The sequence below is a fragment of the Frondihabitans sp. GW821-FHT04F02 genome (assembly GCF_059420045.1).
The window spans coordinates 38,336-63,987 of sequence record NZ_JBWKSZ010000002.1 but is presented as its reverse complement, the minus strand read 5'-3'; the positions used below and the strand labels follow the sequence as shown (position 1 = coordinate 63,987).

Annotated in this window: 27 protein-coding genes; 15 read left to right on the top strand and 12 right to left on the bottom strand. The window is 70.8% G+C overall.

The features are described 5' to 3' along the window. Positions 1–10 precede the first annotated feature (10 nt). Entirely contained in the window at positions 11–1,927 is a 1,917-nt protein-coding gene (locus AC07TY_RS05470; RefSeq protein ID WP_494784601.1) for a glycogen debranching N-terminal domain-containing protein, read from the top strand. Between the two features lie 26 nt (positions 1,928–1,953). Here AC07TY_RS05470 and AC07TY_RS05465 read toward each other — a convergent pair whose 3' ends face one another. Together AC07TY_RS05465 and AC07TY_RS05460 are read right to left on the bottom strand one after the other, a co-directional pair. Next, positions 1,954–2,301: a DUF1801 domain-containing protein gene (locus tag AC07TY_RS05465; protein WP_123505647.1), complete on the bottom strand. Its 348-nt coding sequence runs from the start codon at positions 2,299–2,301 to the stop codon at positions 1,954–1,956. Positions 2,302–2,395: 94 nt separating this feature from the next. Next, entirely contained in the window at positions 2,396–3,517 is a 1,122-nt protein-coding gene (locus AC07TY_RS05460) for an NAD(P)-binding domain-containing protein (protein ID WP_494784600.1), read from the bottom strand. Positions 3,518–3,705: 188 nt separating this feature from the next. Here AC07TY_RS05460 and AC07TY_RS05455 point away from each other — a divergent pair, with 188 nt between their 5' ends. Further along, a complete protein-coding gene (locus AC07TY_RS05455) occupies positions 3,706–3,945 on the top strand; it encodes a DUF3073 domain-containing protein (protein ID WP_123505649.1) in 240 nt (79 codons plus the stop codon). A gap of 139 nt (positions 3,946–4,084) precedes the next feature. Here the strand turns inward: AC07TY_RS05455 and AC07TY_RS05450 are convergent, their stop codons facing one another. Next, entirely contained in the window at positions 4,085–4,279 is a 195-nt protein-coding gene (locus AC07TY_RS05450; protein WP_494784599.1) for a hypothetical protein, read from the bottom strand. 195 nt (positions 4,280–4,474) lie between these two features. Next, a complete protein-coding gene (gene purM, locus AC07TY_RS05445) occupies positions 4,475–5,587 on the bottom strand; it encodes a phosphoribosylformylglycinamidine cyclo-ligase (protein ID WP_123505651.1) in 1,113 nt (370 codons plus the stop codon). Between the two features lie 71 nt (positions 5,588–5,658). Between purM and purF the strand changes: the two genes are divergently transcribed. From purF to AC07TY_RS05425, 4 genes are all read left to right on the top strand, one after another. Then, a complete protein-coding gene (gene purF, locus AC07TY_RS05440) occupies positions 5,659–7,116 on the top strand; it encodes an amidophosphoribosyltransferase (protein ID WP_123505652.1) in 1,458 nt (485 codons plus the stop codon). 79 nt (positions 7,117–7,195) lie between these two features. Beyond that, positions 7,196–8,011, top strand: a complete 816-nt coding sequence (locus tag AC07TY_RS05435; RefSeq protein ID WP_494784598.1) for an ABC transporter ATP-binding protein — start codon at positions 7,196–7,198, stop codon at positions 8,009–8,011. Then, positions 7,993–9,564 (top strand): transporter, encoded by a 1,572-nt coding sequence (locus tag AC07TY_RS05430; RefSeq protein ID WP_494784597.1) that lies wholly within the window; start codon positions 7,993–7,995, stop codon positions 9,562–9,564. The genes AC07TY_RS05435 and AC07TY_RS05430 overlap by 19 nt, the downstream gene beginning before the upstream one ends. Positions 9,565–9,713: 149 nt before the next feature. Beyond that, positions 9,714–10,154 carry a hypothetical protein gene (locus AC07TY_RS05425; RefSeq protein WP_494784596.1) on the top strand — a complete coding sequence of 147 codons (441 nt, stop codon included), beginning with the start codon at positions 9,714–9,716 and terminating at the stop codon, positions 10,152–10,154. Positions 10,155–10,189: 35 nt separating this feature from the next. Here the strand turns inward: AC07TY_RS05425 and AC07TY_RS05420 are convergent, their stop codons facing one another. Together AC07TY_RS05420 and AC07TY_RS05415 are read right to left on the bottom strand one after the other, a co-directional pair. Further along, complete coding sequence (locus tag AC07TY_RS05420) at positions 10,190–10,546, bottom strand: hypothetical protein (protein WP_488624927.1); 357 nt, start codon at positions 10,544–10,546, stop codon at positions 10,190–10,192. A gap of 68 nt (positions 10,547–10,614) precedes the next feature. Beyond that, complete coding sequence (locus AC07TY_RS05415; protein ID WP_123505926.1) at positions 10,615–10,980, bottom strand: sterol carrier family protein; 366 nt, start codon at positions 10,978–10,980, stop codon at positions 10,615–10,617. Positions 10,981–11,041: 61 nt separating this feature from the next. Here AC07TY_RS05415 and purD point away from each other — a divergent pair, with 61 nt between their 5' ends. From purD to AC07TY_RS05395, 4 genes are all read left to right on the top strand, one after another. After that, positions 11,042–12,322 carry a phosphoribosylamine--glycine ligase gene (purD, locus tag AC07TY_RS05410; RefSeq protein WP_494784595.1) on the top strand — a complete coding sequence of 427 codons (1,281 nt, stop codon included), beginning with the start codon at positions 11,042–11,044 and terminating at the stop codon, positions 12,320–12,322. Then, positions 12,319–13,248: a phosphoribosylaminoimidazolesuccinocarboxamide synthase gene (locus tag AC07TY_RS05405; RefSeq protein ID WP_494784594.1), complete on the top strand. Its 930-nt coding sequence runs from the start codon at positions 12,319–12,321 to the stop codon at positions 13,246–13,248. The genes purD and AC07TY_RS05405 overlap by 4 nt, the downstream gene beginning before the upstream one ends. Positions 13,249–13,335: 87 nt before the next feature. Beyond that, positions 13,336–13,830 (top strand): GNAT family N-acetyltransferase, encoded by a 495-nt coding sequence (locus tag AC07TY_RS05400; protein WP_233579928.1) that lies wholly within the window; start codon positions 13,336–13,338, stop codon positions 13,828–13,830. A gap of 38 nt (positions 13,831–13,868) precedes the next feature. Then, positions 13,869–14,486 (top strand): GNAT family N-acetyltransferase, encoded by a 618-nt coding sequence (locus AC07TY_RS05395; RefSeq protein ID WP_494784593.1) that lies wholly within the window; start codon positions 13,869–13,871, stop codon positions 14,484–14,486. Between the two features lie 76 nt (positions 14,487–14,562). Here AC07TY_RS05395 and AC07TY_RS05390 read toward each other — a convergent pair whose 3' ends face one another. Both AC07TY_RS05390 and AC07TY_RS05385 read right to left on the bottom strand, forming a co-directional pair. Beyond that, positions 14,563–16,062 (bottom strand): catalase, encoded by a 1,500-nt coding sequence (locus AC07TY_RS05390; RefSeq protein WP_494784592.1) that lies wholly within the window; start codon positions 16,060–16,062, stop codon positions 14,563–14,565. A 17-nt stretch (positions 16,063–16,079) separates the two neighbouring features. Further along, positions 16,080–16,565, bottom strand: coding sequence for a Fur family transcriptional regulator (locus AC07TY_RS05385; RefSeq protein ID WP_123505661.1), 486 nt, complete (start codon positions 16,563–16,565; stop codon positions 16,080–16,082). Positions 16,566–16,652: 87 nt separating this feature from the next. On the opposite strand from AC07TY_RS05385, the gene AC07TY_RS05380 reads away from it, so the two are divergent. The 4 genes from AC07TY_RS05380 to purL all read left to right on the top strand — a co-directional run bounded on the left by AC07TY_RS05380 (position 16,653) and on the right by purL (position 21,110). Continuing rightward, complete coding sequence (locus AC07TY_RS05380) at positions 16,653–17,546, top strand: cytochrome c oxidase assembly protein (RefSeq protein ID WP_488624934.1); 894 nt, start codon at positions 16,653–16,655, stop codon at positions 17,544–17,546. Positions 17,547–17,830: 284 nt separating this feature from the next. After that, positions 17,831–18,091: a phosphoribosylformylglycinamidine synthase subunit PurS gene (purS, locus tag AC07TY_RS05375; RefSeq protein ID WP_123505662.1), complete on the top strand. Its 261-nt coding sequence runs from the start codon at positions 17,831–17,833 to the stop codon at positions 18,089–18,091. Next, positions 18,091–18,786, top strand: coding sequence for a phosphoribosylformylglycinamidine synthase subunit PurQ (purQ, locus tag AC07TY_RS05370; protein WP_494784591.1), 696 nt, complete (start codon positions 18,091–18,093; stop codon positions 18,784–18,786). Before purS ends, purQ begins: the two co-directional genes overlap by 1 nt. Further along, positions 18,783–21,110, top strand: coding sequence for a phosphoribosylformylglycinamidine synthase subunit PurL (gene purL, locus AC07TY_RS05365; protein ID WP_494784590.1), 2,328 nt, complete (start codon positions 18,783–18,785; stop codon positions 21,108–21,110). The genes purQ and purL overlap by 4 nt, the downstream gene beginning before the upstream one ends. A gap of 381 nt (positions 21,111–21,491) precedes the next feature. Here purL and AC07TY_RS05360 read toward each other — a convergent pair whose 3' ends face one another. Both AC07TY_RS05360 and AC07TY_RS05355 read right to left on the bottom strand, forming a co-directional pair. Further along, complete coding sequence (locus AC07TY_RS05360) at positions 21,492–22,493, bottom strand: lactonase family protein (protein WP_494785041.1); 1,002 nt, start codon at positions 22,491–22,493, stop codon at positions 21,492–21,494. 5 nt (positions 22,494–22,498) lie between these two features. Continuing rightward, on the bottom strand, positions 22,499–22,816 hold the full coding sequence (locus tag AC07TY_RS05355) for a chorismate mutase (RefSeq protein WP_494784589.1): 318 nt from the start codon (positions 22,814–22,816) through the stop codon (positions 22,499–22,501). Between the two features lie 165 nt (positions 22,817–22,981). On the opposite strand from AC07TY_RS05355, the gene AC07TY_RS05350 reads away from it, so the two are divergent. Beyond that, a complete protein-coding gene (locus tag AC07TY_RS05350; RefSeq protein ID WP_494784588.1) occupies positions 22,982–23,761 on the top strand; it encodes a hypothetical protein in 780 nt (259 codons plus the stop codon). A gap of 19 nt (positions 23,762–23,780) precedes the next feature. Here the strand turns inward: AC07TY_RS05350 and AC07TY_RS05345 are convergent, their stop codons facing one another. Both AC07TY_RS05345 and AC07TY_RS05340 read right to left on the bottom strand, forming a co-directional pair. After that, positions 23,781–24,206, bottom strand: coding sequence for an organic hydroperoxide resistance protein (locus AC07TY_RS05345; protein WP_123505668.1), 426 nt, complete (start codon positions 24,204–24,206; stop codon positions 23,781–23,783). Positions 24,207–24,277: 71 nt separating this feature from the next. After that, positions 24,278–25,564: an adenylosuccinate synthase gene (locus AC07TY_RS05340; RefSeq protein ID WP_494784587.1), complete on the bottom strand. Its 1,287-nt coding sequence runs from the start codon at positions 25,562–25,564 to the stop codon at positions 24,278–24,280. Between the last annotated feature and the right edge of the window lie 88 nt (positions 25,565–25,652).

Here is a 25,652-nt window from a genome sequence, read left to right as displayed (position 1 = left end):
GAGCCGACCCATGACCGACACCCTCACCGAAACCCGCCTGCAGCCGTTCCTCGACGCCGAGACCGTGGTGCTTCGCGCCCCCTCGCAGGCGTGGTCGGATGCCGCAGGCTCCATGGGCGCGGCCGCGATCCACGGCGTCTACCTGGGCGACGTCCGGCTCATCTCGGGGCTGTCGCTGACCGTGAACGGCGTCTCGCCCGAGCACATCGCGACGGTGCCGCTCGGCGCCTCGGCCGTGCGCTTCGAGGGGCTCCTGCGCCAGCTCGACGACCCGGGGGCCGACCCTGACGTCCGCGTGAGCTCGCTCCGCGTCGCGCACACGGCCGGCATCCACGAGCGCATCACCCTCACCTCCCGCCTCGACCGGGCGCTCGCCGTCGAGGTCCGCGTGCGTCTCGCCCCGGACGCCACCGCCATGGAGGACGTCAAGGCGGGCTCCTCCGGCCCTAGCGCGCCGACCGTCCACGTCTCGGCGACGTCCGCCACCTGGGCGACCGAGGCGGCGAGCGTCCGCCTCGACCTGCGGGGTGCCTCCGCGGCCGCCGCGCCAGACGGGCTCGAGCTCGTCTGGAGCGCGACCGTGCCCGCGCGCGGCGAGACCACCGTCGGCTTCGACCTCCACGCCGACGTCGCCGCCGCCGTCGTGGCCGGCCTCTCCGCCCCCGCCCGGTGGGCCGCCCTCGACCCGCGTCCCGCCGACGACCGCCTGGCTCGCTGGCTCGACCGCGCCCTCGACGACCTCGAGGCCCTGCGCCTCACCACCGTCGCCGAGCCCGACCACGTCTTCCTCGCCGCCGGCGCGCCGTGGTTCTTCACCCTGTTCGGCCGCGACTCGCTCTGGGCCGCGCGCTTTCTGCTCCCGGTCGACGACGGGCTCCTGATCGCCCGCGGCACCTTGCGCGTGCTCGCCGGCCTGCAGGGCACCGAGCGGGTCGCCGAGACGGCCGAGCAGCCGGGCAAGATCATGCACGAGCTCCGGTCGCAGACCCTCACCCTGCCCGGCGAGGGCATCAGCCTGCCGCCGCTCTACTTCGGGACGGTCGACGCGACCGCCCTCTGGATCTGCCTGCTGCACGACGCCTGGACCCGGGGCCTTCCCGACGACGAGGTCCGCGCGCTTCTGCCGCACCTCGAAGCCGCTCTCGCGTGGATGCGCGACTACGGCGACAGCGACGGAGACGGCCTCCTCGAGTACGTCGACGAGACCGGCCACGGCCTCTCGAACCAGGGCTGGAAGGACTCCGGCGACAGCGTCCAGTGGCGCGACGGCACCCTCGCCACCGGCCCGATCGCCCTGGTCGAAGTGCAGGCGTACGCCTACGAGGCCGCGAACCACGGCGCCGAGCTGCTCGACCGGCTCGGCGGCGACGGCGCGCCCTGGCGCGAGTGGGCGGCCCGGCTCAGGGAGCGCTTCCACGCCTCGTTCTGGATCTCCGACCCCGACGGCGACTACCTCGCCATCGCGCTCGACGCCGACAAGCGCCCCGTCGACACCGTCACGAGCAACCTCGGCCACGTTCTCGGCACCGGCCTGCTCGACCCCGCGCAGGCGGCGCTCGTCGCCCGCCGTCTGGTCTCGCCCGAGATGTCGAGCGGCTTCGGCCTGCGCACGATGTCGACCGATTCCGCCGGCTACTGGCCGCTCAGCTACCACGGCGGCAGCGTCTGGACCCACGACACCGCCATCGCCATCTCCGGCCTCGCGCGCGACGGCTTCACCGCCGAGGCCGCCTCGCTCGCCGAGGGCCTGCTCGCCGCAGCACCGGCCTTCGACTTCCGGATGCCCGAGCTCCACTCCGGCGACTCCGCGAGCGAGATCCTGCGCCCCGTGCCGTACCCGGCGGCGTGCCGCCCGCAGGCCTGGTCGGCGGCGGCGGCCGTGACGGTGTGGTCGGCCCTCGGCGGGGAGCCGGCACCGCGGCTCTGAGTCGGCCCCTGAGCGTGGCAGGCCGCCTACTCGGCGAGCGCCTCCGCCTCGGCAAGCAGCGCCGACAGGTGCGCGCGCGAGATCGCAGCCGACGACGACAGCTTGGTCGAGCCGAGCCCGGACGCGTTGAGTTGCAGCCCCTCGTGCGCTGGCAGCTCGGCCGCCCGCCAGATCAGCAGCGTGACGTACTTCGGGTAGGCCTTGAAGCCCGCGACCGGCGTCTTGCCGATCATCCAGACCGGGTGGCCGTGCCAGAGCGTTCCCTCGGCGCGCACGAGCGACGTGTCGAGCACGTCGCGGAGCACCGAGCCCACGTCGGCCAGCTCGGGCGGCTGCGCATCGAGGTAGGCGGAGACCTTCGCGTCCGACGTCATGGTGTTCCCTTCTCGCGGGTGTGTGCCGATGCTAGCCGCAGACCCGGTCTGCCGGCGCTGCCCGCCGCGCCCCGCCGCCGCCGGCGACGCGCCCCTACCGCGCGCTCAGTGCCAGCAGGATCTGCCTCGCCGTGACGCGCCCCGCCCGGTTCGCCCCGATCGTCGACGCCTGCGGGCCGTACCCGGCGAAGTAGACGCGCGGATCGAGCGCCGAGACGCCGCGCTCGACCGCGACGCCGCCCTGCTCGCTGCGCAGCTTCAGCGCCGAGAGGTGCCGCAGCTCGGGCCGGAAGCCGGTCGCCCAGAGGATCGCATCGGCCTTCTGGAAGCTCCCGTCGGCCCAGCGCACCCCGTCGGGCTCGATCGACGCGAACATCGGCTTCTCGACGAGCACGCCGCGGTCGATGCCCGCGCGGTGCCGTCGGCTCAGGGGGACGCCCGTGCCGCTCACGATGCTGGGCAGGGCCAGGCCGAGCTTCGCCGCGTCGTCCTGCTCGGCGACGGCGGACAGCCCCATCTCGATACCGAGCTCCCGCTGGTCGAACCACTCGACCGGGCGACGCGTCACCCAGGTCGTCGCCACGTCGGCCTTCTCGAGCTCGAGCAGGAACCCGATCGCGCTGGTTCCGCCACCGACGACCACGACGTCCTGTCCGCGGAAGTCACCCGCATCGGTGTAGTCGACCGTCGTCAGCTGCCGCCCGCGGAAGGTCGCGCTGCCCGGGTAGTGCGGACGGAAGGGCGAGCCCCAGGTGCCGGTCGCGTTGACCAGGATCTCGGTCGTGACCGTTCCCTCGGTCTCGCCCGTCGTGTCGAGCACGTGCACGGCGAGCCGCCCGTCACCGGCCTCGTCGACCCGCCGAACGTCGAGGGGGCGGAGCACCTGGAGGTCGTAGTAGCGCTCGTACCGGTCGTAGTAGTCCGAGACGATGTCGCGCGCCGGAGCCGTGCGGTCAGCGGTCTCGAAGCTGATTCCCAGATCGGCCATCCCGGGGAGGTCGTTGACCTTGTGGGCGGTGCCGAGGCGCAGCGCCCGCCACCGGAACTGCCAGGCCCCGCCGGTGCTCGGCCCGCGGTCCACGACGACGAAGTCGCTGCCCGGCGCAAGGCCGAATCGTCGCAGGTAGTAGGCGACGGAAAGTCCGGCCTGACCGGCCCCGATGATCACGACTCGAGTACGAGCGGCGTTCCCGGGGGTTCCCGCGTCGACAGCCATGCTCCCCATTCTGGTGGCACTCCGGGTCTGAGTCCTACCGCTCGGGCACATGCTAAGGTTGCGGTTAGTTTTGCACCATTTACCTGTCGGTAGTTCCCGCGCCCCGTCGGCGAAACGAGCTCCAGTGTTTCTCCTGGAGACGTATCGCCGAGGCGGCGAACGGGGCCAGAATCACGAGGGGGTCTCGCATGGGGCGCGGCCGTCAAAAAGCTAAGCACACCAAGGTTGCCCGCGAGTTGAAGTACTTCAGCCCGGACACCAATTACGGCGCGCTCGAAAAAGAGCTGTCTACGCCACACGACGACGACCAGTACGTCGACAAGTGGGCTGACGACGACGAAGACGAGACCGGCGAAGACGACCAGTACGTCGACACCTACGCCGACGACTACGACGCCGAGCAGAGCCCGCAGCACAAGTCGGCCTAGCGCCAGCACTGTGCTGCGGTCGGCGTCGCCGTAAGCAGTCGCCACCTCAGCGCGCTCACGTGCAGTAGCGGCTTCACGCACGAACGGGCCGCCTCCCTCACGGAGGCGGCCCTCGTCGTCGTTCCTCAGCCGACGGCTACTAGTGGAACAGTGCCGTGATCGCGGGCATGAGCGCCAGGGCGACGACGAGCAACCCGCCTGCTGCGGTGAACGCGGCGGTGGCACGGCCGCCGGTGATCGCGGTGAATGGCTCGGCGGGAATCTCGTCGGGCACCTCGACGGTGCGGACAACGACCTCGTGATCGACGACGGTGACGGTACGCGTGAAAGCCATTTCGGGGCCCCTTGTGTAGACGGCCCTTTCGGGAGGGCCTGCCGCTCCTCGTTGAGCGGCCCTCACATGGTACGTCCGACACGCCCGTTTTGTCCCGCCTAATGCGGACAAATCCTGTGACCTCGGCGTCCCCCGTTGTCGGGGCCCTGCCAGGCCGGCGTCACCTGTCGTTAACCTCGCAGGAACTCGGGGTGGTCATGAAGCGAAGGAGCCCACGAGCCGGACGGCCCCGCCGTCGACGCCCTTCGCACCCTGCTCGAACCCGGCCAGGTCTCGGGTCGCCATCGACACGCCGCCGACCTGCCAGGTACGGATCCCCTCGGCCTCGAGCAGCGCGGCGACGGCGGCTGCCGCCGCGGGTGAGACGACCGCGATCATGCCGATGCCGAGGTTCCAGGTGCCTTCGCTCGACTCGAGCGTGGCGCCCGCGATGTCGCTGAGCACGCGGAACACCGGCGCCGGCGACCAGGAGGCCCGATCGACCTCGGTCCAGGAGCCGACAGGCAGCACGCGGGCGAGGTTGGCGGCGATCCCGCCGCCGGTGACGTGGCTGAGGGCGTGGACGCCGCCGGCCACGGCCGGGTCGTCGAGGACCTTCAGCAGCGGCGACGTGTACAGGCGCGTCGGCTCGAGCAGCGCCTCGCCGATCAGGCCGCCGAGGTCGGCGTTCGCGTCGGTGTAGCCGAGGTCGGCCGAGCGGAGGATGTGACGCACGAGCGAGAAGCCGTTGGAGTGCAGGCCGGACGACTCGAGGGCGAGGACCACGTCGCCGTCCTGCACGAGGTGCGGCCCGAGCTGCGCGTCGGCCTCCACCGCTCCCACGGCGGCTCCCGCGACGTCGTAGTCGTCGGGGCCCAGCAGGCCGGGGTGCTCCGCGGTCTCGCCTCCGACGAGGGCCGTGCCCGTCGCCGAGCAGCCGCGCGCGATGCCGGCGACGATGTCGGCGATGCGCGAGGGCACCACCTTGCCGCAGGCGATGTAGTCGGTCATGAACAGCGGGCGGGCGCCCACCACGACGATGTCGTCGACGACCATCCCCACGAGGTCCTGGCCGATGGTGTCGTGCTTGTCGAGGGCCTGCGCGATGGCGACCTTCGTGCCCACGCCGTCCGTGCTGGTGGCGAGCAGAGGGCGGTCGTACCGCTTCAGGAAAGACGCGTCGAACAGCCCCGCGAACCCGCCGACACCGCCGAGCACGTTAGTCGTGTGAGTGGCCGATACAGCCGCCTTCATCAACTCGACGGCGAGGTCGCCGGCGGCCGTGTCGACACCGGCGGCGGCATAGGAGCTGGAGCTGCTGTTGGTCAATTCTTCATCCAATGGCTGTCATGGCAGACTGTGTGGGTAAGCCCAACTCTACGGTCTGGAGCCAGCTCGCCATGTGCGGCATCGTCGGTCTCGTCGCGCACGAGCCAGCCAACCAACTCGTCTACGACTCCCTTCTCCTCCTTCAGCACCGCGGTCAGGATTCCACCGGAATCGCGACCGCGGAGGGCAGCGTCTTCCACTCCCACAAGACCCGCGGTCAGGTGCGCGAGGGCTTCCGCACCCGTGACATGCGCGCCCTTCTGGGCACGATGGGCATCGGCCACGTCCGCTACGCCACCAAGGGCGCCGCGTCGAACGAGCAGGAGGCGCAGCCGTTCTACGTGAACGCTCCGTACGGCATCGTCCTCATCCACAACGGCAACCTCACGAACACGCGCGAGCTCACCAGCGAGCTGTTCCATATCGACCGTCGCCACCTCAACACGAACAGCGACACCGAGCTCCTCGTCAACGTGCTCGCGCATGAGCTGCAGGAGCAGGTCAACGGCCACGACCTCGACCCCGAGCAGATCTTCGCCGCGGTCACCCGCGTGCACGACCGCGTCCAGGGCTCCTACGCCGCGATCGCCATGATCGCCGGCCATGGGCTCCTCGCCTTCCGCGACCCGTTCGGCATCCGTCCGCTGATCATGGGCCGCCGATTCGCCGACAACGGCAAGGAGGAGTGGATCGTCGCCTCCGAGAGCCTCGTGCTCGAGTCGGGCGGCTACGAGATCATCCGCGACGTCGCACCCGGCGAGGCCGTCTTCATCTCGCTCGACGGCGAGATGGTCTCGAAGCAGTGCCACGCGGCCCCGCGCCTCATCCCCTGCTCGTTCGAGTACGTCTACCTCGCGCGCCCCGACTCCGTGATGAACGGCATCTCGGTGTACGACGCCCGCCTCCGCCTCGGCGACCGCCTGGCCGACACCATCGCGAAGTACGCCCCCACCGGCGACATCGACGTCGTCATGCCGATCCCCGACTCGTCGCGGCCGGCGGCATCGCAGGTAGCCCAGAAGCTCGGCATCGAGTACCGCGAGGGCTTCTACAAGAACCGCTACGTCGGCCGCACCTTCATCATGCCGGGGCAGGCCGAGCGCAAGCGCTCGGTGCGCCAGAAGCTCAACGCCATGGGCTCGGAGTTCAAGGGCAAGAACATCCTCATCGTCGACGACTCGATCGTGCGCGGCACCACGTCGCGCGAGATCGTCGAGATGGCCCGCGCCGCCGGCGCCAACGAGGTCACGTTCACCTCGGCCGCTCCCCCGGTGCGCTTCCCCCACGTGTACGGCATCAACATGCCGACCCGCCAGGAGCTCATCGCGCACGGCCGCAAGATCCCCGAGATCGCTCAGGTGCTCGGCGCCGACCACATGATCTACCAGGAGGTCGAAGACATGCGCTCCGCCATCACCGAGGGCTCGAGCGTCACCGACCTGGAGATGAGCTGCTTCACCGGCGACTACGTGACCGGCAGCGTCACCCCCGAGTACCTGGCCTGGGTCGAGGCGAACCAGCTCAGCTGAGCGGGCGGCCACCCCAGTCCGGGCGGCACCTGCGCTTTCACCCACCGCACGAGGTGCCTGCCCGCTTAGGCTGAACGGCATGTCCGACGCGCCCCCACCCGATCCGGCGACCCGCCTGGTCGAGCCCCGCCGCGGCGACGGCACTCCCGCGCTCAGCATCCGCGGACTCTGGAAGCGGTTCGGCGACAAGATGGCCGTGCAGGGCCTCGACCTCGAGGTGCCCTCCGGCTCGTTCTACGGGCTGGTCGGCCCGAACGGCGCCGGAAAGACGACCACCCTCTCGATGGCGACCGGGCTCCTCCGCCCCGACGCCGGTGAGCTCCGCATCCTGGGCGTCGACGTCTGGGCGGATCCGACGGCGGCCAAGCGCCTCGTCGGCGTCCTGAGCGACGGCATCGCCCTCTTCGACCGGCTCAGCGGCGAGCAGCTCATCACGTACCACGGCCTCCTCAACGGCATGGACCGCGACACCGTCACCGCCCGCACGCACGACCTCCTCGAGCTGCTCGACATGCGGGAGGCCGCCGGCAAGCTCGTCGTCGACTACTCCGCCGGCATGACCAAGAAGATCGCTCTCGCCACCGCCCTCATCCACGCGCCCCGCCTGCTCGTGCTCGACGAGCCGTTCGAATCGGTCGACCCGGTGTCGGCGGCGAACATCCGCGACATCCTGCACGGCTACGTCGAATCGGGCGGCACCGTGATCGTGTCGAGCCACGCGATGGACATGGTCCAGCGCATGTGCGACCACGTCGCCGTCATCGCCGACGGCCGCGTGCTCGCCTCCGGAACGATCGACGAGGTCCGCTCGGGCCGCGACCTCGAAGACGTCTTCGTCGACCTCGTGGGCGGCCGCCACCACACGAGAGGGCCCGAGTGGTTGCGCACCTCCTGAGGCTGCGGCTGCTCGTGATGCGGAACACCCTCTCGCGCAGCCCGTGGCAGCTGGTGGCCGTCATCATCGGCGCCGTCTACGGCATCGGCATCCTCGTGCTGGCGTTCATCGGGCTGACTCTGCTGGGTTCTGCTCCGGTGGAGCTCGCCCGGACGATCGTCGTCCTCGCCGGGGCGGCGACCGTGCTCGGGTGGGCGGTCGTCCCCCTGCTCACGTCGGGCATCGACCAGACGCTGAGCGTCGCGCGGCTCCGGGTGTTCCCGATCGCGCCGTCGCGGCTGGTGTTCGCCCTGGCGATCTGCGGCGTCCTCGGGATCCCCGGCGCCGTCACCCTCCTGGCCGGCGTCTTCACGGCGGCGACCTGGTGGCGCAGCCCCGGCATCGCCCTGGCCGCAGTCGTCACCGCGGCCATCGCCGTGCTCACCTGCGTCTGCGCGTCGCGCATGATCGAGTCGCTCAACGCCGGACTCTCGTCGCACCGGCGGTACCGCGAGATCTCGGGAATCCTGGTGCTGGTGCCGCTCCTGCTGCTCGGCCCGCTCATCACCGTCCTGACGGCGGGCATCCGCGGTGCGGCCGACGCCCTGCCGAAGCTGGCTGATGGCCTGAGCTGGTCGCCGCTCGGCGCCGCCTGGTCGGTGCCGTCCGACCTCGCGCTCGGCAACTACGGCGAGGCCGGCCTCAAGTTCCTGATCGCGGTCGCGACGCTGGCCGTCATCGTCCTGATCTGGCGGCGCACGCTCGCGACGGCCCTCGTGACGACGGTCCAGCCCGAGACGAAGACGGCCGAAGCCGGCCACATCGGCCTGTTCGGCTGGTTCCCCGCGTCTCCGACCGGAGCCGTCGCCGCCCGGTCGCTCACGTACTGGACCCGCGATCCGCGCTACAGCCGTCAGCTCATCCTGATCCCGATCTTCCCGATCCTGCTGTACGTGAACAGCCGCACCCTCGACCTGCCGAGCCTCGTGACGGCGGCCGGGCCGGTCGTGGCGTTCCTCGTGTCGCTCTCGATCTTCAGCGACCTGTCGTACGACTCGACAGCGTTCGCCGCCCACCTGTCGGCGCGGGTGACCGGCCGGGCCGACCGCACCGGCCGGGTCGCCGCCGTGGCCGTGTTCGCCGTGCCCGTGGTGGCCGGGATCACGGTGGCGTCGGCGGCGGTCGCGAGTTCCTGGGCCGCTCTCCCCGCCCTGCTCGGACTCTCGCTCGGAATCCTGTTGAGCGGTCTCGGCCTCTCGAGCCTCTCGAGCAGCAGGATCATCCTGCCGGTGCCCGCCCCCGGCGACAGCCCGTTCGCCGCGAAGACCGGCGCCGGCTTCACGACATCGGTCACGACGTTCGCCACCTGGGGCATCCTCGCCGCCCTGTCGCTCCCCGAGATCGTGCTCGCCGTCGTCGCGGGCGTCGTCGGTAGCGCCCTCCTCGGCTGGATCACCCTCGTCGTCGGCCTCGGCCTCGGAGCCGTCGTGCTCTCCTCCGGCATCCGCCTCGGCGGGCGCGAGATCGAGCGCTCGGGGCCGGAGCTGCTCGCGCGGCTGCGGGTGCCGCGGTAGCCGTCGACGGTGACAGCCCTGCCCGACCGGCACGGCACCGCCCAACCGGCGACGCGGCCCCGCCGGATCGGCACGATCCCGCCGGCGCGACGGCGGGCTCGAGCCGAACCGGAGGGGGCGGCGTCACGACGCCCGCGCTACCATGCGGAATGCGCAGGAGAGTGAAGATCGGCGGCATCGCGGCCATCGCCGTGGCAGGCCTGCTCGCGTCGCGGTCGATGACGCCGACGTCCGACGCCTCCGCGCCCGACGACTCGGCACCGACCCCGCTGCCCCGTGCCACGCCGTTTCCCATCGGGCTCCGGCTCGAGTCGCGCGACGACATGACGCAGCTGACCCCGGTGAGGTGGTTCACCCCCGAGGCCTCCTCGCCGACGACGATTCGCGTCGCGTTCTGGACCGGAGTACCCCAGGCCTACGGCGTCAACGCCCGCGTGTTCGAGTCGGCGACGGAGGTCCGGATCGAGCTCCACCAGGGGATCATCCCCGGGGCCCCGGAGTGGGTGACGCAGCAGGGCCTCCGCGCCACGGTGGTCGTCGGGCTCGACGCCCCGCTCGGCGACCGCACCCTCACCGGCCAGGACGGCTAGACCCTCCGATCCCGAGAGCCCAGGCCGCGACGGCGCTACTCCAGCTCGCCCTCGACCGGCTCGTCCGTCTCGGGCAGCGTCAGCGACTCGCGCTCGCCCTCGGCGCTGCGGGTGCGGCGCGCGAGCACGGCGTCGAAGATCACGGCGACGATCGCGCCGAGGAGGGCGCCGATCGCGATTCCGTAGAGCGCGAAGTAGCCGAAGGCCTGCGCGAACGGCGTCTGGTCGTCGCCGGGTGCGACCGCGACGGCGATGAACGTGGCGATGACGCCGACGATGATGCCGCCGAAGATGAAGACGGAGTACTTCGGCGACCGCCGCACCCGCACCTCGTCGCGGGTCGTCTCGACCTGCGGCTCGGGCTGCTGGGGACTCTGGGGTGCCGTACTCACCCGACCATTCTCTCAGGTGCCCGGGCCTGCCCTCACCGCGTCGAGAGACCGGGCGCAGGAACTGGCCGTCACCCCCACCGGATCGGCAGGTACCCCGTCAGGTCGGCGCGGCTCCCCGACGCCGACACGAGCGCCCGGTCGACCGCCTCCGCCCAGGTCAGCCGCCCGTCGGCCAGGGCCAGGAAGGTGAGCGCGTCAGTCTCGACGACGTTCGGCGGGGTTCCACGGGTGTGACTCAGCCCCTCGCGGAACTGCACGGCGCCGAACGGAGGCACGCGCACCTCGACGGTCGCGCCGGGCTCGCGGTCGCCGAGCAGCTGCAGGAGGTAGCGGACGGCCGTCGCCTTCGCGGTGCGAGGCGCGTCGGCGCCCGCGCCGAGGGCCTCGCGGACGGCGGCGGCGCCGTCAGCCGGGTCGATTCGTGCCTTTGCCACGGCTCCCACGCTACTGCGCCCCATGGGGAGCCTGACCGCGTCTCTCGATAAGGTGTCCTTCGTGCGAATCCTCGTCCTCGGTTCCGGTGCCCGCGAGCACGCCATCGTCACGGCTCTCCTCCGCGAGCGCGCCGGCGACGGCCCTGCCCACCACATCATCGCCGCGCCCGGCAACGCCGGCATGGCCGCCGAGGTCGAGGTCGTCGGCCTGGACGCCACGAACGGCAGCGTCGTGACGGAGTACGCGCTCGAGAACGACGTCGACCTCGTCGTCGTCGGTCCGGAGGCGCCGCTCGTCGCCGGTGTCGCGGATGTGCTGCGCGCGCACAGCATCCCGGTGTTCGGCCCGGGCAGGAAGGCCGCCGCGCTCGAGGGCTCGAAGACGTTCGCCAAGCGGATCATGGACGAAGCGCGTGTTCCCACCGGCCGAGCCGTCCGCACCGGCACCCTGGCCGAGGCGACGACGGCGCTCGACGAATTCGGCGCCCCCTACGTCGTGAAGGCCGACGGCCTCGCCGCCGGCAAGGGCGTGCTCGTCACCGACGATCGCGCGGCCGCCATCGAGCACGCGACCTACTGGCTGCAGCACGGCTCGGTGCTGATCGAGGAGTTCCTCGAGGGCCAGGAGGTCTCGCTCTTCCTCCTGTCCGACGGCCACACGGTCCTCCCCCTCAGCCCCGCCCAGGACTTCAAGCGCCTCCTCGACGGTGACGCCGGCCCCAACACCGGCGGCATGGGCGCCTACTCGCCGCTGCCGTGGCTCGCCGACCGCTTCGGCAGCGAGGCCGACTTCGTCGAGGAGGTCATCGAGACGATCGCCCTCCCGACGGTGCGCCAGCTCGCCACGGAGGGCACCCCGTTCATCGGGCTCCTCTACGCGGGCCTGATCCTCACCGAGCAGGGCGTCCGCGTCATCGAGTTCAATGCGCGCTTCGGCGACCCCGAGACCCAGGTGGTGCTGCCGCGGCTCGAGTCTCCGTTGAGCACCCTGCTGCTCGCGAGCGCGAACGGCTCGCTGTCGTCGCACGCGGCTCCCGTCTTCTCGTCCGAGATGGCCGTCACCGTCGTCCTCGCCTCCGAGGGCTACCCCGACGCTCCGATCACGGGGCGCGAGCTGGTCGGGCTCGACGCCGCCCTGGCGGTTCCCGGCGTCACGATCGCCCACGCCGCCACCGCCCGCCTCGACGACCGTCTCGTCGCGACCGGCGGCCGGGTGCTCAGCGTCGTCGCCACCGGCGCCGGCTTCACCGAGGCCCGCAGCCGCGCGTACGAGGCGCTCGGCCGGATCTCGCTCGAGGGCGGCCAGTTCCGACGCGACATCGCCGCGAAGGTGGCCGAGTGAGCACCGACCAGACCGGCGCAGGCCCCGAGCGCCCCACGGGCGAGCCCCTCGACGGCTGGACTCACCTCTACTCCGGCAAGGTCCGCGACCTCTACGTGCCCGACGGATTCACGGGCCTGGCCGACGCCCCGGCCGTGCTGGTCGTGGCGAGCGACCGGATCAGTGCCTTCGACTTCGTGCTCGAGCCCGGCATCACCGGCAAGGGGAGCCTGCTCACCGAGCTGAGCGACTGGTGGTTCGCGCAGCTGGCCGAGGTGCCGAACCACCTGATCGATCCCGCTCTGTCTCCGTCTCGAGTTCCTGAGACCGTCGCGTCGAGGTCGATGCTGGTCAAGCCGCTCGACATGTTCCCGATCGAGTGCGTCGTGCGCGGCTACCTCGTCGGCAGCGGCTGGGTCGAGTACCAGGAGTCGGGTACCGTCTGCGGCATCCCGCTGCCCGCAGGGCTCTCGTCGGGCGACCGCCTGCCCGAGCCGATCTACACGCCGGCTTTCAAGGCGGAGTTCGGCGACCACGACGAGAACATCACGTTCGAGCGCACCGTCGAGCTGGTAGGGGCCGACACGGCGACCGCGCTGCGCGACCTGTCGTTGCAGATCTACCGGAGGGCCGCCGCGATCGCAGCAGAGCACGGCGTGATCCTGGCCGACACGAAGTTCGAGTTCGGCGCCGACCGGGAGACAGGCGAGATCACCCTCGCCGACGAGGTGCTGACCAGCGACTCCAGCCGCTACTGGGACAAGTCGGTGTACGAGCAGGGCAACCGCACCGACAGCTTCGACAAGCAGATCGTGCGCAACTGGCTGTCGGCGAACTGGGACAGAGAGGGCACTCCACCCGCCCTGCCCGTCGAGGTGATCGACCAGACGGCCGGCCGCTACCGGGAGCTGCTCGAGCGCCTGACCCGCCGGTCTGACGCGAATTAGAGTCCGTTTCGCCTCCGGCTGACTGAATTGCATGAATCTGGATGGATGTGATTAACGATCCCGTCCGAGAAGATGCAGAATGTTCCGGTGACGAACACACTGACCACCGACATCCAGATTCAGGACCGTCCGTGGACCGACCCTGAAGGCGCCCACCTCCGCTGCGAGCAGCGAGCTGAGATCGCGATCCGCTACGGGACCGACGACTCCGAGCCGGGCGTCAAGCCCACGGCCGCCGACATGGCCGAGTTCGTCGTCGCCACCATCGACGGCAAGCCCGTCGCGTGCGGCGGTCTGCGCAGGCTCGACGGCGAGGCCGCAGAAGCCGGCGACGCCGAGATCAAGCGCATGTTCGTCCGCCAGTCGAGCCGAGGCGGCGGTGCCGCCGTCCAGGTGCTCCGCGCTCTCGAGGCGCGTGCCCTGAAGCGCGGCTGGACCCGCCTGGTCTTGGAGACCGGTGTCGCCCAGCCCGACGCGATCCGCTTCTACGAGCGCGAGGGCTACGTGAAGATCCCGAACTTCGGGCACTACGTCGGCCACTCCGACTCGATCTGCTACGGTCGCACGCTCACCCACGAGTAGCCCCGCCCGGTCCAGACCGGCACGCGTACGGTGAACGGATGACCTACCAGGCCCAGTCCGACACCGACGCCGACGACGGCCCGACCGAGCCGCTGTTCGAGATCGTCCGCGAGGGCGACCTGACGCTGGCTGACCACGAGGCCGTCGCCGCCATGCTCGCGAAGGCCTTCGACTCGTACGACCACTGGTACCAGGGCGCCCGCAGCTGGGCCGGGATGCAGCCCGAGCTCCGCGTCCTCGCCCGTTCGGGCGACGTGGTCGTCGCCCACGCCGGCCTCCGCCGCCAGTTCGTCACCGTCGGCTCGGCGGCAGGCGACGGTGCCGACCAGCTGATCGCCGCGGTCGGCATGGTCGCGGTCTCGCCGATCCTCCAGGGCACCGGTCTCGGCCGCGAGCTGCTCCGCCTCGTCGACGCCGGGCTCGAGCGCCTCGCCGCGCCGTTCGGCCTGCTCGAGACCGGGGAGCAGACGCAGCGCTTCTACAGCGCTCACGGCTGGGAGCCGCTCGACGGCGTCACCGGCCACTACAACGCGTTCACGGCCGACGGCGCTTCGACTCTCGTCAGCCAGGACTCCGGATGGCTGCTGCGGCCGTGCCGGGAGGCCCGTTCGGACTGGCCGGAGGGCGACATCCACTGGAACGGCCAGATGGTCTGAGCCCGGCGGCAGGCGTGAGAACGGCTCAGCCCCGCCGGAAACCCGGCGGGGCTGAGCCGTTTCGGCGGGGCTGAGACTACTGCAGCACGCCCACCGTCGCGGGGTCCTCGTTGGAGCCCGGCGCCGACGGCACGACGCCCGCGCGCACGCGCGCACCCAGCTCCGCGTCGACGCTCGTCCAGTACGCGAACACGCGCTCGAGCAGGTCGGGGCGCGTGACCTTCGAGACGTGGCCCACGATGTTGCCGACCATGCGCTCGCGAGCGGCGTCGTCGAGCACCTCGCGGTACAGGGTCCCGGCCTGGCCGAAGTCGTCGTCTTCGGCGTGGAGCGTCGCGGCCGAGCGCACGAGGACGCCGTCGGACTCCCAGCCGGAGTCGTCGCCGTGCGCCTCGGGCGAGGCGTGCGGGCCGCCGACCGAGTTCGGCGCATAGACCGGCGTCGTGGCCGACGAGAAGTGGTAGCGAGCGCCGCCGTCCTTCGAGTAGTCGTGCACCTCGTTCTTCGGCATGTTCACCGGCAGCTGGGCGTGGTTGGTGCCCACGCGGTAGCGGTGCGCGTCGGCGTAGCTGAAGATGCGGGCGAGCAGCATCTTGTCGGGGCTGGCCGCGATGCCGGGCACGAAGTTCGAGGGGGCGAACGTCGCCTGCTCGATCTGCGCGAAGTAGTTCTCGGGGTTGCGGTTCAGCTCCATGGTCCCGACCTCGATCAGGGGGTAGTCGCTGTGCGGCCACACCTTGGTCAGGTCGAACGGGTTGAAGCGGTAGGTCGCGGCGTCGGCGTACGGCATGATCTGCACGCTGAGCTTCCAGGTCGGGAAGTCGGAGCGCGAGATGGCCTCCGACAGATCGCGGATGTGGAAGTCCGCGTCCTCGCCGGCGATGCGGTCGGCATCGGCCTGCGTCAGGATCTCGTTGCCCTGCTCGGTCTTGAAGTGGTACTTGACCCAGAACTTCTCGCCCGTGGCCGAGATCCACTGGTAGGTGTGCGAGCCGAAGCCGTCCATCATGCGCCACGAGGCCGGCAGGCCGCGGTCGCCCATCAGCCAGGTGACCTGGTGGGCCGACTCGGGCGAGAGGGTCCAGAAGTCCCACTGCATGTCGTGGTCGCGGAGGTGCGAGCCCGGCAGGCGCTTCTGCGAGTGGATGAAGTCGGGGAACTTGATGCCGTCGCGGATGAAGAACACCGGGGTGTTGTTCCCGACGAGGTCGTAGTTGCCCTCGTCGGTGTAGAACTTCAGCGCGAAGCCGCGGGGGTCGCGCCAGGTGTCGGGCGAGCCCTGCTCGCCGGCGACGGTCGAGAAGCGGGCGAGCATCTCCGTGGTCACGCCGGGCTGGAAGAGCGAGGCGCGAGTGTACTTCGAGACGTCGCCGGTCACGGTCAGCGTGCCGAACGCCCCGCCGCCCTTGGCGTGGACGATGCGCTCCGGCACCTTCTCGCGGTTGAACTGGGCGAGCTTCTCGACGAGGTACGCGTCGTGGAGCGCGATGGGGCCGTCGGCCCCGACGCTCTGCGAGTGCTCGTCGCTCGCGACGGGGGCGCCGGCGGCGTTCGTCGTGTAGTTGTCGTCTGTCATTTCTGTCTCCTAGCTGATCAGGAACGGACGGGTTGATCGTGGGGCGCGGCAGCCGGTACGGACGCGACGGCGTCGTCGCCGGTCTCGAGGGCACGGCAGGCGGGGCAGAGGCCCCAGAACGTGACCTCGGCGGTCTGCACCAGGTAGCCGGACGTGTGCGACGGCATGAGGCACGGAGCCTCGCCGACGACGCAGTCGACGTCTTCCACGGCGCCGCAGAGCGAGCAGACGACGTGATGGTGGTTGTCGCCGATGCGGAGCTCGTAGCGCGCGGCCGAGCCGGCGGGCTCGATGCGCCGCACGAGGCCCGCGCCGGTCAGAGCGGCGAGAACGACGTACATGGCCTGGAGCGACGTGCCGGGCAGGCCGGTCGCGACGCGCTCGTAGACCTCGTCGACGGTGGCGTGCGAGTGGTCGCCGAGCGCCTCGAGGGCCGCCAAGCGCGGTGCGGTGACGCGAAGGCCCGCATCACGCAGCATGCTGCCCGCCTCGTTCGACTCCATCACCCCAGTCAAGCACGTCTTTATGAATGATTCAAAACAACTGAGGACCCCTCGTGACGAGCGCATACTTGATCCGTCTTCTCCTGATTGGAAATCGCCACGCCTCCCGTCGCCACGATCCTGCTCACCTTCCGCCTCGACCCCGTCGCCCTCGTCGTGATCGTGGCGGCAGCCGCCCTCTACGCGATCGGCGTCGTCCACGCGCGCAGGAACGGCGACGCCTGGTCGAGCTGGCGCACCCTCGCCTTCGCCGCGCTCGGCCTCGGGTCGTACGCCCTGATCTCGTTCGGATTCCTCGGCGCCTACAGCCACGACCTCCGCTTCGCCTTCACGACGCGGATCGCCCTGCTGCTCTTCGTCGTGCCTGCCCTCGTCGCCGTCGGCCGCCCGGTGCACCTGGCCCGGCTGGCCCTCGGCGAGACCGGCCGCGCCCGGCTCGAGAGCTTCCTGTCGTCGCGCCTCATGCGGGTGCTCGGCAGCGCGATCTTCTCGCCGCTGTTCGCCCTGGCGGCGTTCTCCCTGTTCTTGACGCCGATCGCCTTCGCCCTGCGCGAGAACGCGATCAGCGAGGCCCTCATCACGGTGCTGGTGCCGCTCGTCGGCCTGCTCATGATCCTGCCGGTGTTCGACGGCAGCCGGGCGCACACGAGCTTCTACATCACAGTCGAGTTCATGCTGGCGTTCGTCGAGCTCATCCTGGACGCCATCCCTGCCATCGTGCTGCGCATCACCGGGCACGTGCTCGACCACGGACACGCGGTCGCCGCACTCGCCCCGGGCTGGTTCCCCTCGCAGCTGCGCGACCAGCAGCTCTCGGGCGACTTGCTCTGGTTCATCGCCGAGGTGGCCGACATCCCGGTGCTGATCTTCCTGTTCGTGCGGTGGACCCGCACCGACCGGCGCGAGGCGGCCGTCATTGACGAGCTGAGCGACGACGAGATGGCGGCTCTCACGGCGGCGCACCTGCGCGGCGAGCGCTGAACCCGATCTCGTCGGCCGAAGGGCGAGCCGTGGTCGAAAAAGGAGGAGGCGCCTAGCCATCGGGGGAAATGACTAGGCGCCTTCAGGCTGGAAGCGGATCAGATAGCTTCACAGCAAGTGCCGGAGGACTTCGAAGGCCCGATCACAAGGCCTCGTCGCTTCCGACAACAGCTACTCTGCCGGTCGGTCATAAGAGCGCGCTGACAGGAGCCTTGGCGTCTGCCGCCAAACGCAGAACTTGTAGACTCGAACGGTCCTGCCCCCCTTCCTTCAGGAGACATCTGGTGCCCACGATCGTCGTCGAAGTCATGCCCAAGGCCGAACTGCTCGACCCGCAGGGCAAGGCCGTCACCGGTGCGCTCTCGCGCATGGGCCGCCAGGGCTATCACGAGGTGCGCATCGGCAAGCGCTTCGAGCTCACCGTCGACCACGTCGACGACGCCGTCCTCGCTGAGGTCAAGGAGCTCGCCGACGACGTCTTCTCGAACTCCGTCATCGAAGACGTGGTGAGCATCACCGTCCTCGACAACACCGTCAGCGCCTGATGCGGATCGGGGTAGTCACCTTCCCGGGGTCGCTCGACGACCGCGACGCGCAGCGCGCCGTCCGCCTCGCCGGCGGCGATCCCGTCGCCCTCTGGCACGGCTCGCACGACCTCGACGGCGTCGAGGCCATCATCCTTCCCGGCGGCTTCAGCTACGGCGACTACCTCCGCGCCGGAGCGATCGCCAGCCTGTCGCCGATCATGACCGAGGTCGTCGACGCCGCGAACAAGGGCATGCCCGTGCTCGGCATCTGCAACGGATTCCAGATGCTCGCAGAGGCGCGCCTCATCCCCGGCGCCCACACGCGCAACGCGCACCAGCAGTTCATCCGCCGCGACCAGCGGCTCCGCGTCGAGAACGCCGCCACCGACTGGACCACCGGCTTTACGCAGGGCCAGGAGATCACGATCCCGCTGAAGAACGCCGACGGCCGCTTCATCGCCGACGACGAGACCATCAAGCGCATCGAGGGCGAGGGCCAGGTCGCCTTCCGCTACGTGGGAGTCAACCCGAACGGCTCGTTCGACGACATCGCCGGCGTCTCCAACGAGCGCGGCAACGTCGTCGGGCTCATGCCGCACCCCGAGCACGCCACCGAGCCCGGCTTCGGCCCCGACACCCCGGCCGCGATGTCGTCCGGCATCGACGGCCTCACCTTCTTCACCTCCGTCATCCAGAAGGCGCTCGTCAAATGACCGACACCGAACTCACCAAGGCCCCCGGCAGCCACGTCCCCGACACCGTCGCGAACGCAGCGGCGACCCCCGACCGCGAGCAGCCGTACGGTGCGCTCGGCCTGAAAGAAGACGAGTACCTCCAGATCCGCGAGATCCTCGGCCGCCGCCCCACCAGCGGCGAGCTCGCCATGTACTCGGTCATGTGGAGCGAGCACTGCTCGTACAAGTCCAGCAAGATGTACCTCCGTCAGTTCGGCCAGAAGGTCAACGACGAGATGAAGAAGAACCTGATGGTCGGCATGGGCGAGAACGCCGGCGTCGTCGACGTGGGCGGCGGCTGGGCCGTCACGTTCAAGGGCGAGAGCCACAACCACCCCAGCTACATCGAGCCGTTCCAGGGCGCCGCGACCGGCGTCGGCGGCATCGTCCGCGACATCATCTCCATGGGCGCCCGCCCCGTCGCCGTCATGGACCAGCTCCGATTCGGCGCCTTCGACGCCCCTGACACCGAGCGCGTCGTCCACGGCGTCGTCTCGGGAATCAGCTTCTACGCCAACTGCCTCGGCCTGCCAAACATCGGCGGCGAGACGATCTTCGACCCGGTGTACCAGGGCAACCCGCTCGTCAACGTGACCAGCGTCGGCGTCCTCCGCCACGAAGACCTCCACCTCGCCAACGCCAAGGGCGCCGGCAACAAGGTCGTGCTGTTCGGCGCGCGCACCGGCGGCGACGGGATCGGCGGCGCGTCGATCCTCGCCTCCGACACGTTCTCCTCGGGCGGCCCGACCAAGCGTCCCGCCGTCCAGGTCGGCGACCCGTTCGCCGAGAAGGTGCTCATCGAGTGCTGCCTCGAGCTGTTCCGCGACGAGCTCGTCGAGGGCATCCAGGATCTCGGGGCCGCCGGCATCTCCTGCGCCACGTCCGAGCTCGCCTCGAACGGCGACGGCGGCATGTTCATCGAGCTCGACAAGGTGCTGCTGCGCGACCCCACGCTCACCGCCGAGGAGATCCTGATGAGCGAGAGCCAGGAGCGCATGATGGCCGTCGTGCGTCCCGACAAGCTCGACGCCTTCCTCGCCGTCGTCCAGAAGTGGGACGTCGAGACCAGCGTCCTCGGCGAGGTCACCGACACCGGCCGCCTCGTCATCAACTGGCACGGCGAAGAGATCGTCAACGTCGAACCCCGCACGGTCGCCGTCGACGGCCCCGTCTACGAGCGCCCCGTCGCCTACCCGTCGTGGATCGACGAGCTGCAGGGCGACTCGGCGGCGGGCCTGCCCCGCCCGGAGGAGGGCGACGACGTGCGGGGGCAGTTCCTGCGCCTGCTCTCCTCGCCGAACCTCGCCGACAAGAGCTGGATCACGAACCAGTACGACACCTACGTGCTCGGCAACACCGCGCTGAGCTTCCCGGACGACGGCGGCATGATCCGCGTCGACGAGGAGTCGGGGCTCGGGTTCGCCATCGCCACCGACGCGAACGGCCGCTACTGCCAGCTCGACCCGGCTCAGGGCGCACGCCTCGCCCTTGCCGAGGCGTACCGCAACGTCGCCGTCACCGGTGCGACGCCGGTCGCTGTGACCGACTGCCTCAACTTCGGCTCCCCCGAGAACCCCGAGGTCATGTGGCAGTTCTCGCAGACCGTCGAAGCGCTGTCGGACGCGTGCCTCGAGATGGAGATCCCCGTGACGGGCGGCAACGTGTCGTTCTACAACCAGACCGGCACGCAGCCGATCCACCCGACGCCGGTTGTCGGCGTGCTCGGCGTGATCGACGACGTCGCCCAGCGCATCCCCTCCGGCTGGCAGGACGAGGGCGACAACCTGTACCTGCTCGGCACCACGTCGCTCGAGCTCGACGGCTCGGCCTGGGCCGGCACCATCCACGAGCACCTCGGCGGCCGCCCGCCGCGCGTCTCGCTCGCCGGCGAGAAGCAGCTGGCCGCGCTGCTGCGCGCCGGTGCTTCCGAGTCGCTCATCGGCTCGGCCCACGACCTCAGCGACGGCGGCCTCGGCCAGGCCCTCGCCGAGGCGGTGCTGCGCTTCGGCGTCGGCGCCCGCGTGTGGCTCGACGAGATCGTCGAGCGCGACGGCGTCGACGTGGCGACCGCCCTCTTCAGCGAGTCGACCGGGCGCGTGATCGTGTCGGTGCCGCGCGAGGACGACGTCAAGTTCCGCGGGCTGTGCGAGGGCCGGGGCTACCCGGTGGCGCGCATCGGCGTCACCGACAAGGAGTCGGCGTCGCTCGAGGTGCAGGGCGTCTTCACGGTGGGGCTCGAGGAGCTCCGCGCGGCGCACCGCGGCACGCTGCCGGCGCGCTTCGGCGCCACGATCGCGGAATAGCCGGCGGCGGGCGCGGCCCCGCCGGCCCCGCCCTGCCGCGGTCGCCCTGCCGCGCTCGCCCAGAACGGGGCACCCCGCAGGTGGCACCGTCAAGCCCCGACCGCGAGATGGCCCTCCACGTCGCCTACGCCCCGCCCACCCGACGGCGGCGGCCACCTCGCCAGCACGCCGCCCTCTCCCCCAGATCGGGGCAACTCGACGCCGCGCACGCCCAGAACGGGGCACCCCGCGGGCGGCACCGTCAAGCACGACCGCGAGATGGCCCTCGGCGTCGCCCACGGCCCGCCGACCCGACGGCGGCGGCCACCTCGCCGAGCACCCCCGCAGCGCGCGCCCACACCGGACCAGTCGCGAGCGTCGACTCCGGCGCCGGCGCCGTCGCTACGCGAACACGACGCAGGACGGGCTGCCGAGCTCGATCTGGAGCTCGGGCGCACCCGGGACGCCGTCGGCGCCGATCGGCAGCACGGCGACGGTGTGCGACAGCTGGTTCGCGACGTAGAGGCGACCCCCCTCGATCGCGAAGTGGCGCGGCCAGTGGCCTCCCGCGGGGACCTCGGCGGTGACGGCCAGGCGGCCGTCGGCACCGGGTGCGAAGACGGTGATCGTGTCGCGCCCGCGGACCGCCGCGTACACGTACCCGTCCGAGACGGCGACGTGCGACAGCAGCACCTCGTCGCTGGCGAAGGAGAGTCGCGCGTCGTAGGCGGCGACGGAGTAGTCGACGCCGAACGACCCCGACTCGGTGCGCGACAGCACGTGGAGGCGGCCGTCGAGCTCGCCGGTGAGGAGCAGCTTGTCTCCGAGCCAGGCGAAGTGCCGCGGGCCCGAGCCGGACGGCAGGGCCGACGACCCGATGAACGACGGCTCGAGGGTGACGGGCTCGACGCGCACCTCGTAGATGCGGTCGGAGCCGAGGTCGCTGACCAGCACCGTGCCCTCGGGGGTGGGCATCACGTTGTGCGCGTGCGGGCCGTCCTGGCGGTCGAGCACCGGCCCGCGGCCGATGGGAAGCGGCAGCACGCGCGTGACACGCGCCGGGTCGGACGCGTCGGCCGACAGCACGCCGAACGTGCCGGCCGTGTAGTTGGCGACGACGAGAGCGCCAGAGGCCGGGTCGAGCACGAGGTGGCACGGCGCCGTGCCACCGGAAGCCGCGACCGAGGCCGCGACGAGGCTGCCGGCGCTGATCGTGTACGAGACGACGCGCCCTTCGACGGTCTCGGACGCCGCGTGGAGCGCGCCCTCGGTGACCGTGAGGAAGGTCGGGTCATCGGCCTGGACGACCTGCATCGCCCGCCATCCGCTGTCGCCGGACCCCTCGAAGACGGTGATGCCCTCGCCCGTCCCGCCGCTGGAGGCCGTGTAGCCCCCGACGTACATCCGCGTCACGCGCCGACCTCGTCGCCCGCCGCGATGCGCTCGTGGTGGTGGATGACCTCCGAGACGATGAACCCGAGGAACTTCTCCGTGAAGTCGGGGTCGAGGTGCGAGTCGACGGCCAAGGCGCGGAGGCGCTGGATCTGCACCTTCTCACGATCCGGGTCGCTCGCCGGCATGCCGGCCTCGGCCTTGAGCACGCCCACCGACTGCGTGAACTTGAACCTCTCGGCCAGCAGGTGCACGAGGGCGGCGTCGATGTTGTCGATGCTCTCGCGGATCGAGTGGAGGCGCGCAACGGCGGCCGAGGGAGTCGTGTCAGACATGACTCGACTTTATCGGCTCGCAGAAACCGCCAGGCCGGATCATCCGACGCACCGCCGACGCGGGGAGGGAACCCCCAGCTAAGGGGAATGGCTCCGAGACGCTGGCACGCCTAGTCTTCGAAGAGCACGACGCTCCAGCACGACGCCACGGAAGGCACCCACCTCATGGAACTCGCTACGGCCGATCCGGCGACCCCGATGACGAGAACGCGGCCCGCCCCGGGGGTGCTTCCGCTGCGGTTCCGAGTTCCTGCGTCCTGGCCCGAGCCCAGCCCCGACTGGGTCGCGGCGAACCAGGGCTGGACGCCTCCGCTCGGCTGGACGCCGGTGGTTGGCCTCCTCGAGGCTCCACGGGGGTGGTCGTTCTGGGAGCGTGACGCCGTGGGCTGGGAACGCCTGGCCGGGCCGCACAGGACCCAGGCCGTGCGCGGCATCGTGGTCGGCGCCATCGTCTTTCTCGTGGGGGTGCTGCTCCTGACGCTTCACAGCGACCGCGACGGGGCCCTGGCTGTGCTGTTCTGGGGCGCAACACTCTTCGGGCCCATCGACCTGGCGCGGAACGCCGGCGACCTGATTCGCACGCCGCAGTCGGTGCTCCGCACGGCCCGGGCAACGGCGGCCCGCGTCGGCGCCGACATCGACGAGCTCGCCTACGCCGAGATCCCGGCGGGCGAACGGCCGGGTGCTGACGAGTTCGTGGCGCGGCGCGTGGTCGAGGCCTGGTCGTTCGACGGCACCTGGCCGGCGAGCCAATGCCACGCGGTCTCGTTCGAGGTCCGTGAGACCCGCCTCTCGCGTGGCCGCCGAATCGGAACGATGGTGCTCGCCGGTGCCGCCGCAGTGCTGCTCATCTTCGTCCTCGCCTGGAGCGCGACAGCGGGCGGCCGCGGCAGCGGGGCTCTCACCCCGACCGCCGAGCGACCGCCCGCACACGCCCAGCTCTGAGAGGCCGGGCAGCCGACCCCTAGTCGACCAGCGTGATCGTCACCTCGACGTTGCCGCGGGTGGCGTTCGAGTACGGGCACACGTGGTGGGCGGCGTCGGCGAGCTCCTGGCGGTTCTCCGGCGCGACATTCGGCGTGTAGACGTCGAGCTCGACGGCGAGGCCGTAGCCGCCCTCTCCGTTCGCGCCGATGCCGACGCTGGCCGAGACCGAGGCGTCTGTGGTGTCGAAGCCCTTCGCCTTGCCGACGCCGTGGAGGGCGCTCAGGAAGCAGGCCGAGTAGCCCGCGGCGAACAGCTGCTCGGGGTTGGTGCCGTCACCCGAGCCGCCCATCTCCTTGGGGGGCCGGGTGTCGAGGTCGAGCCGGTCGTCTTCGCTGCGGACGTGGCCGTCGCGGCCGCCTCCGGTTGCATGGGCGATGGCGGTGTAGGCGATCTCAAGTGTCATGATGCAACACGACACCCTCCGCCTGTGCGCGACCTGTCCAAACGCTGAGAACGGGTGCGCGACGGGTGTCGTCAGCCCAGCAGGTCGTGCCGCTCGACGATCTCATCGCGGCCGGGGCCGACGCCAATCGCCGAGATGCGGGCGCCGCTCATCTTCTCGACGGCGAGGATGTAGTCCTGGGCGTTCTTCGGCAGGTCGTCGAAGGTGCGGGCGCCGGTGATGTCTTCGGTCCAGCCCGGGAACTCCTCGTAGATCGGCACGGCGTGGTGGAAGTCGGACTGCGACACCGGCATCTCGTCGAAGCGCACCCCGTCGACGTCGTAGGCGACGCACACCGGAATCGTCTCGAGGCCGGTGAGCACGTCGAGCTTCGTCAGCACGAAGTCGGTCACGCCGTTGATCCGCGCCGAGTAGCGGGCGATCGGGGCGTCGTACCAGCCGCAGCGGCGCGGGCGGCCGGTCGTGGTGCCGAACTCGAAGCCGTTGGCGCGCAGGAACTCGCCCGACGCATCGAACAGCTCGGTCGGGAAGGGGCCTGCCCCGACCCGTGTGGTGTACGCCTTGACGATGCCGATGACCCGCGCGATGCGGCCGGGGCCGATGCCCGAGCCCGTGGCGGCTCCGCCCGCGGTCGACGACGACGACGTGACGAAGGGGTAGGTGCCGTGGTCGACGTCGAGCATCGTGGCCTGGCCGGCCTCGAACAGCACGGTCTTGCCCTCTTCGAGCGCGGTGTGGAGCTCGAGCGCGGTGTCGGCGACCATCGGGCGGAGGCGCTCGGCGTAGCTGAGGAGCGTCTCGACGACCTCGTCGGCGCTGATCGCGCGGCGGTTGTAGATCTTGACCAGCAGGTGGTTCTTCTGGTCGAGAGCGGCCTCGACCTTCTGGCGCAGGATGTTCTCGTCGAAGAGGTCTTGCACCCGGAGGCCGACGCGGTTGATCTTGTCGGCGTAGGCCGGCCCGATGCCGCGGCCGGTGGTGCCGATCGACCGCGAGCCCAGGAATCGCTCGGTGACCTTGTCGAGAGTGCGGTGGTAGTGCGTGATGAGGTGCGCGTTGGCGCTGACCTTGAGCTTCGAGACGTCGACGCCTCGGGCGATCAGCGCGTCGAGCTCGTCGAACAGCACCTCGATGTCGATGACGACGCCGTTGCCGATCACCGGGGTCACTCCCTCGGTGAGGATGCCCGAGGGGAGCAGGTGGAGGGCGTACTTCTGGTTGCCGATGACGACCGTGTGGCCCGCGTTGTTGCCGCCGTTGAACTTGACGACGTAGTCGATGCGGCTGCCGAGCAGATCGGTGGCCTTGCCTTTGCCTTCGTCGCCCCACTGGGCTCCGATGATCACGATGGCGGGCATTGGGTGCTCCTCGCTTCGGGGGAATGCACCCGTGCGCAGGTGCACCTAAGTCTACAGACGCCTGCCGTCGGGGTGCCGAATGCGCGGT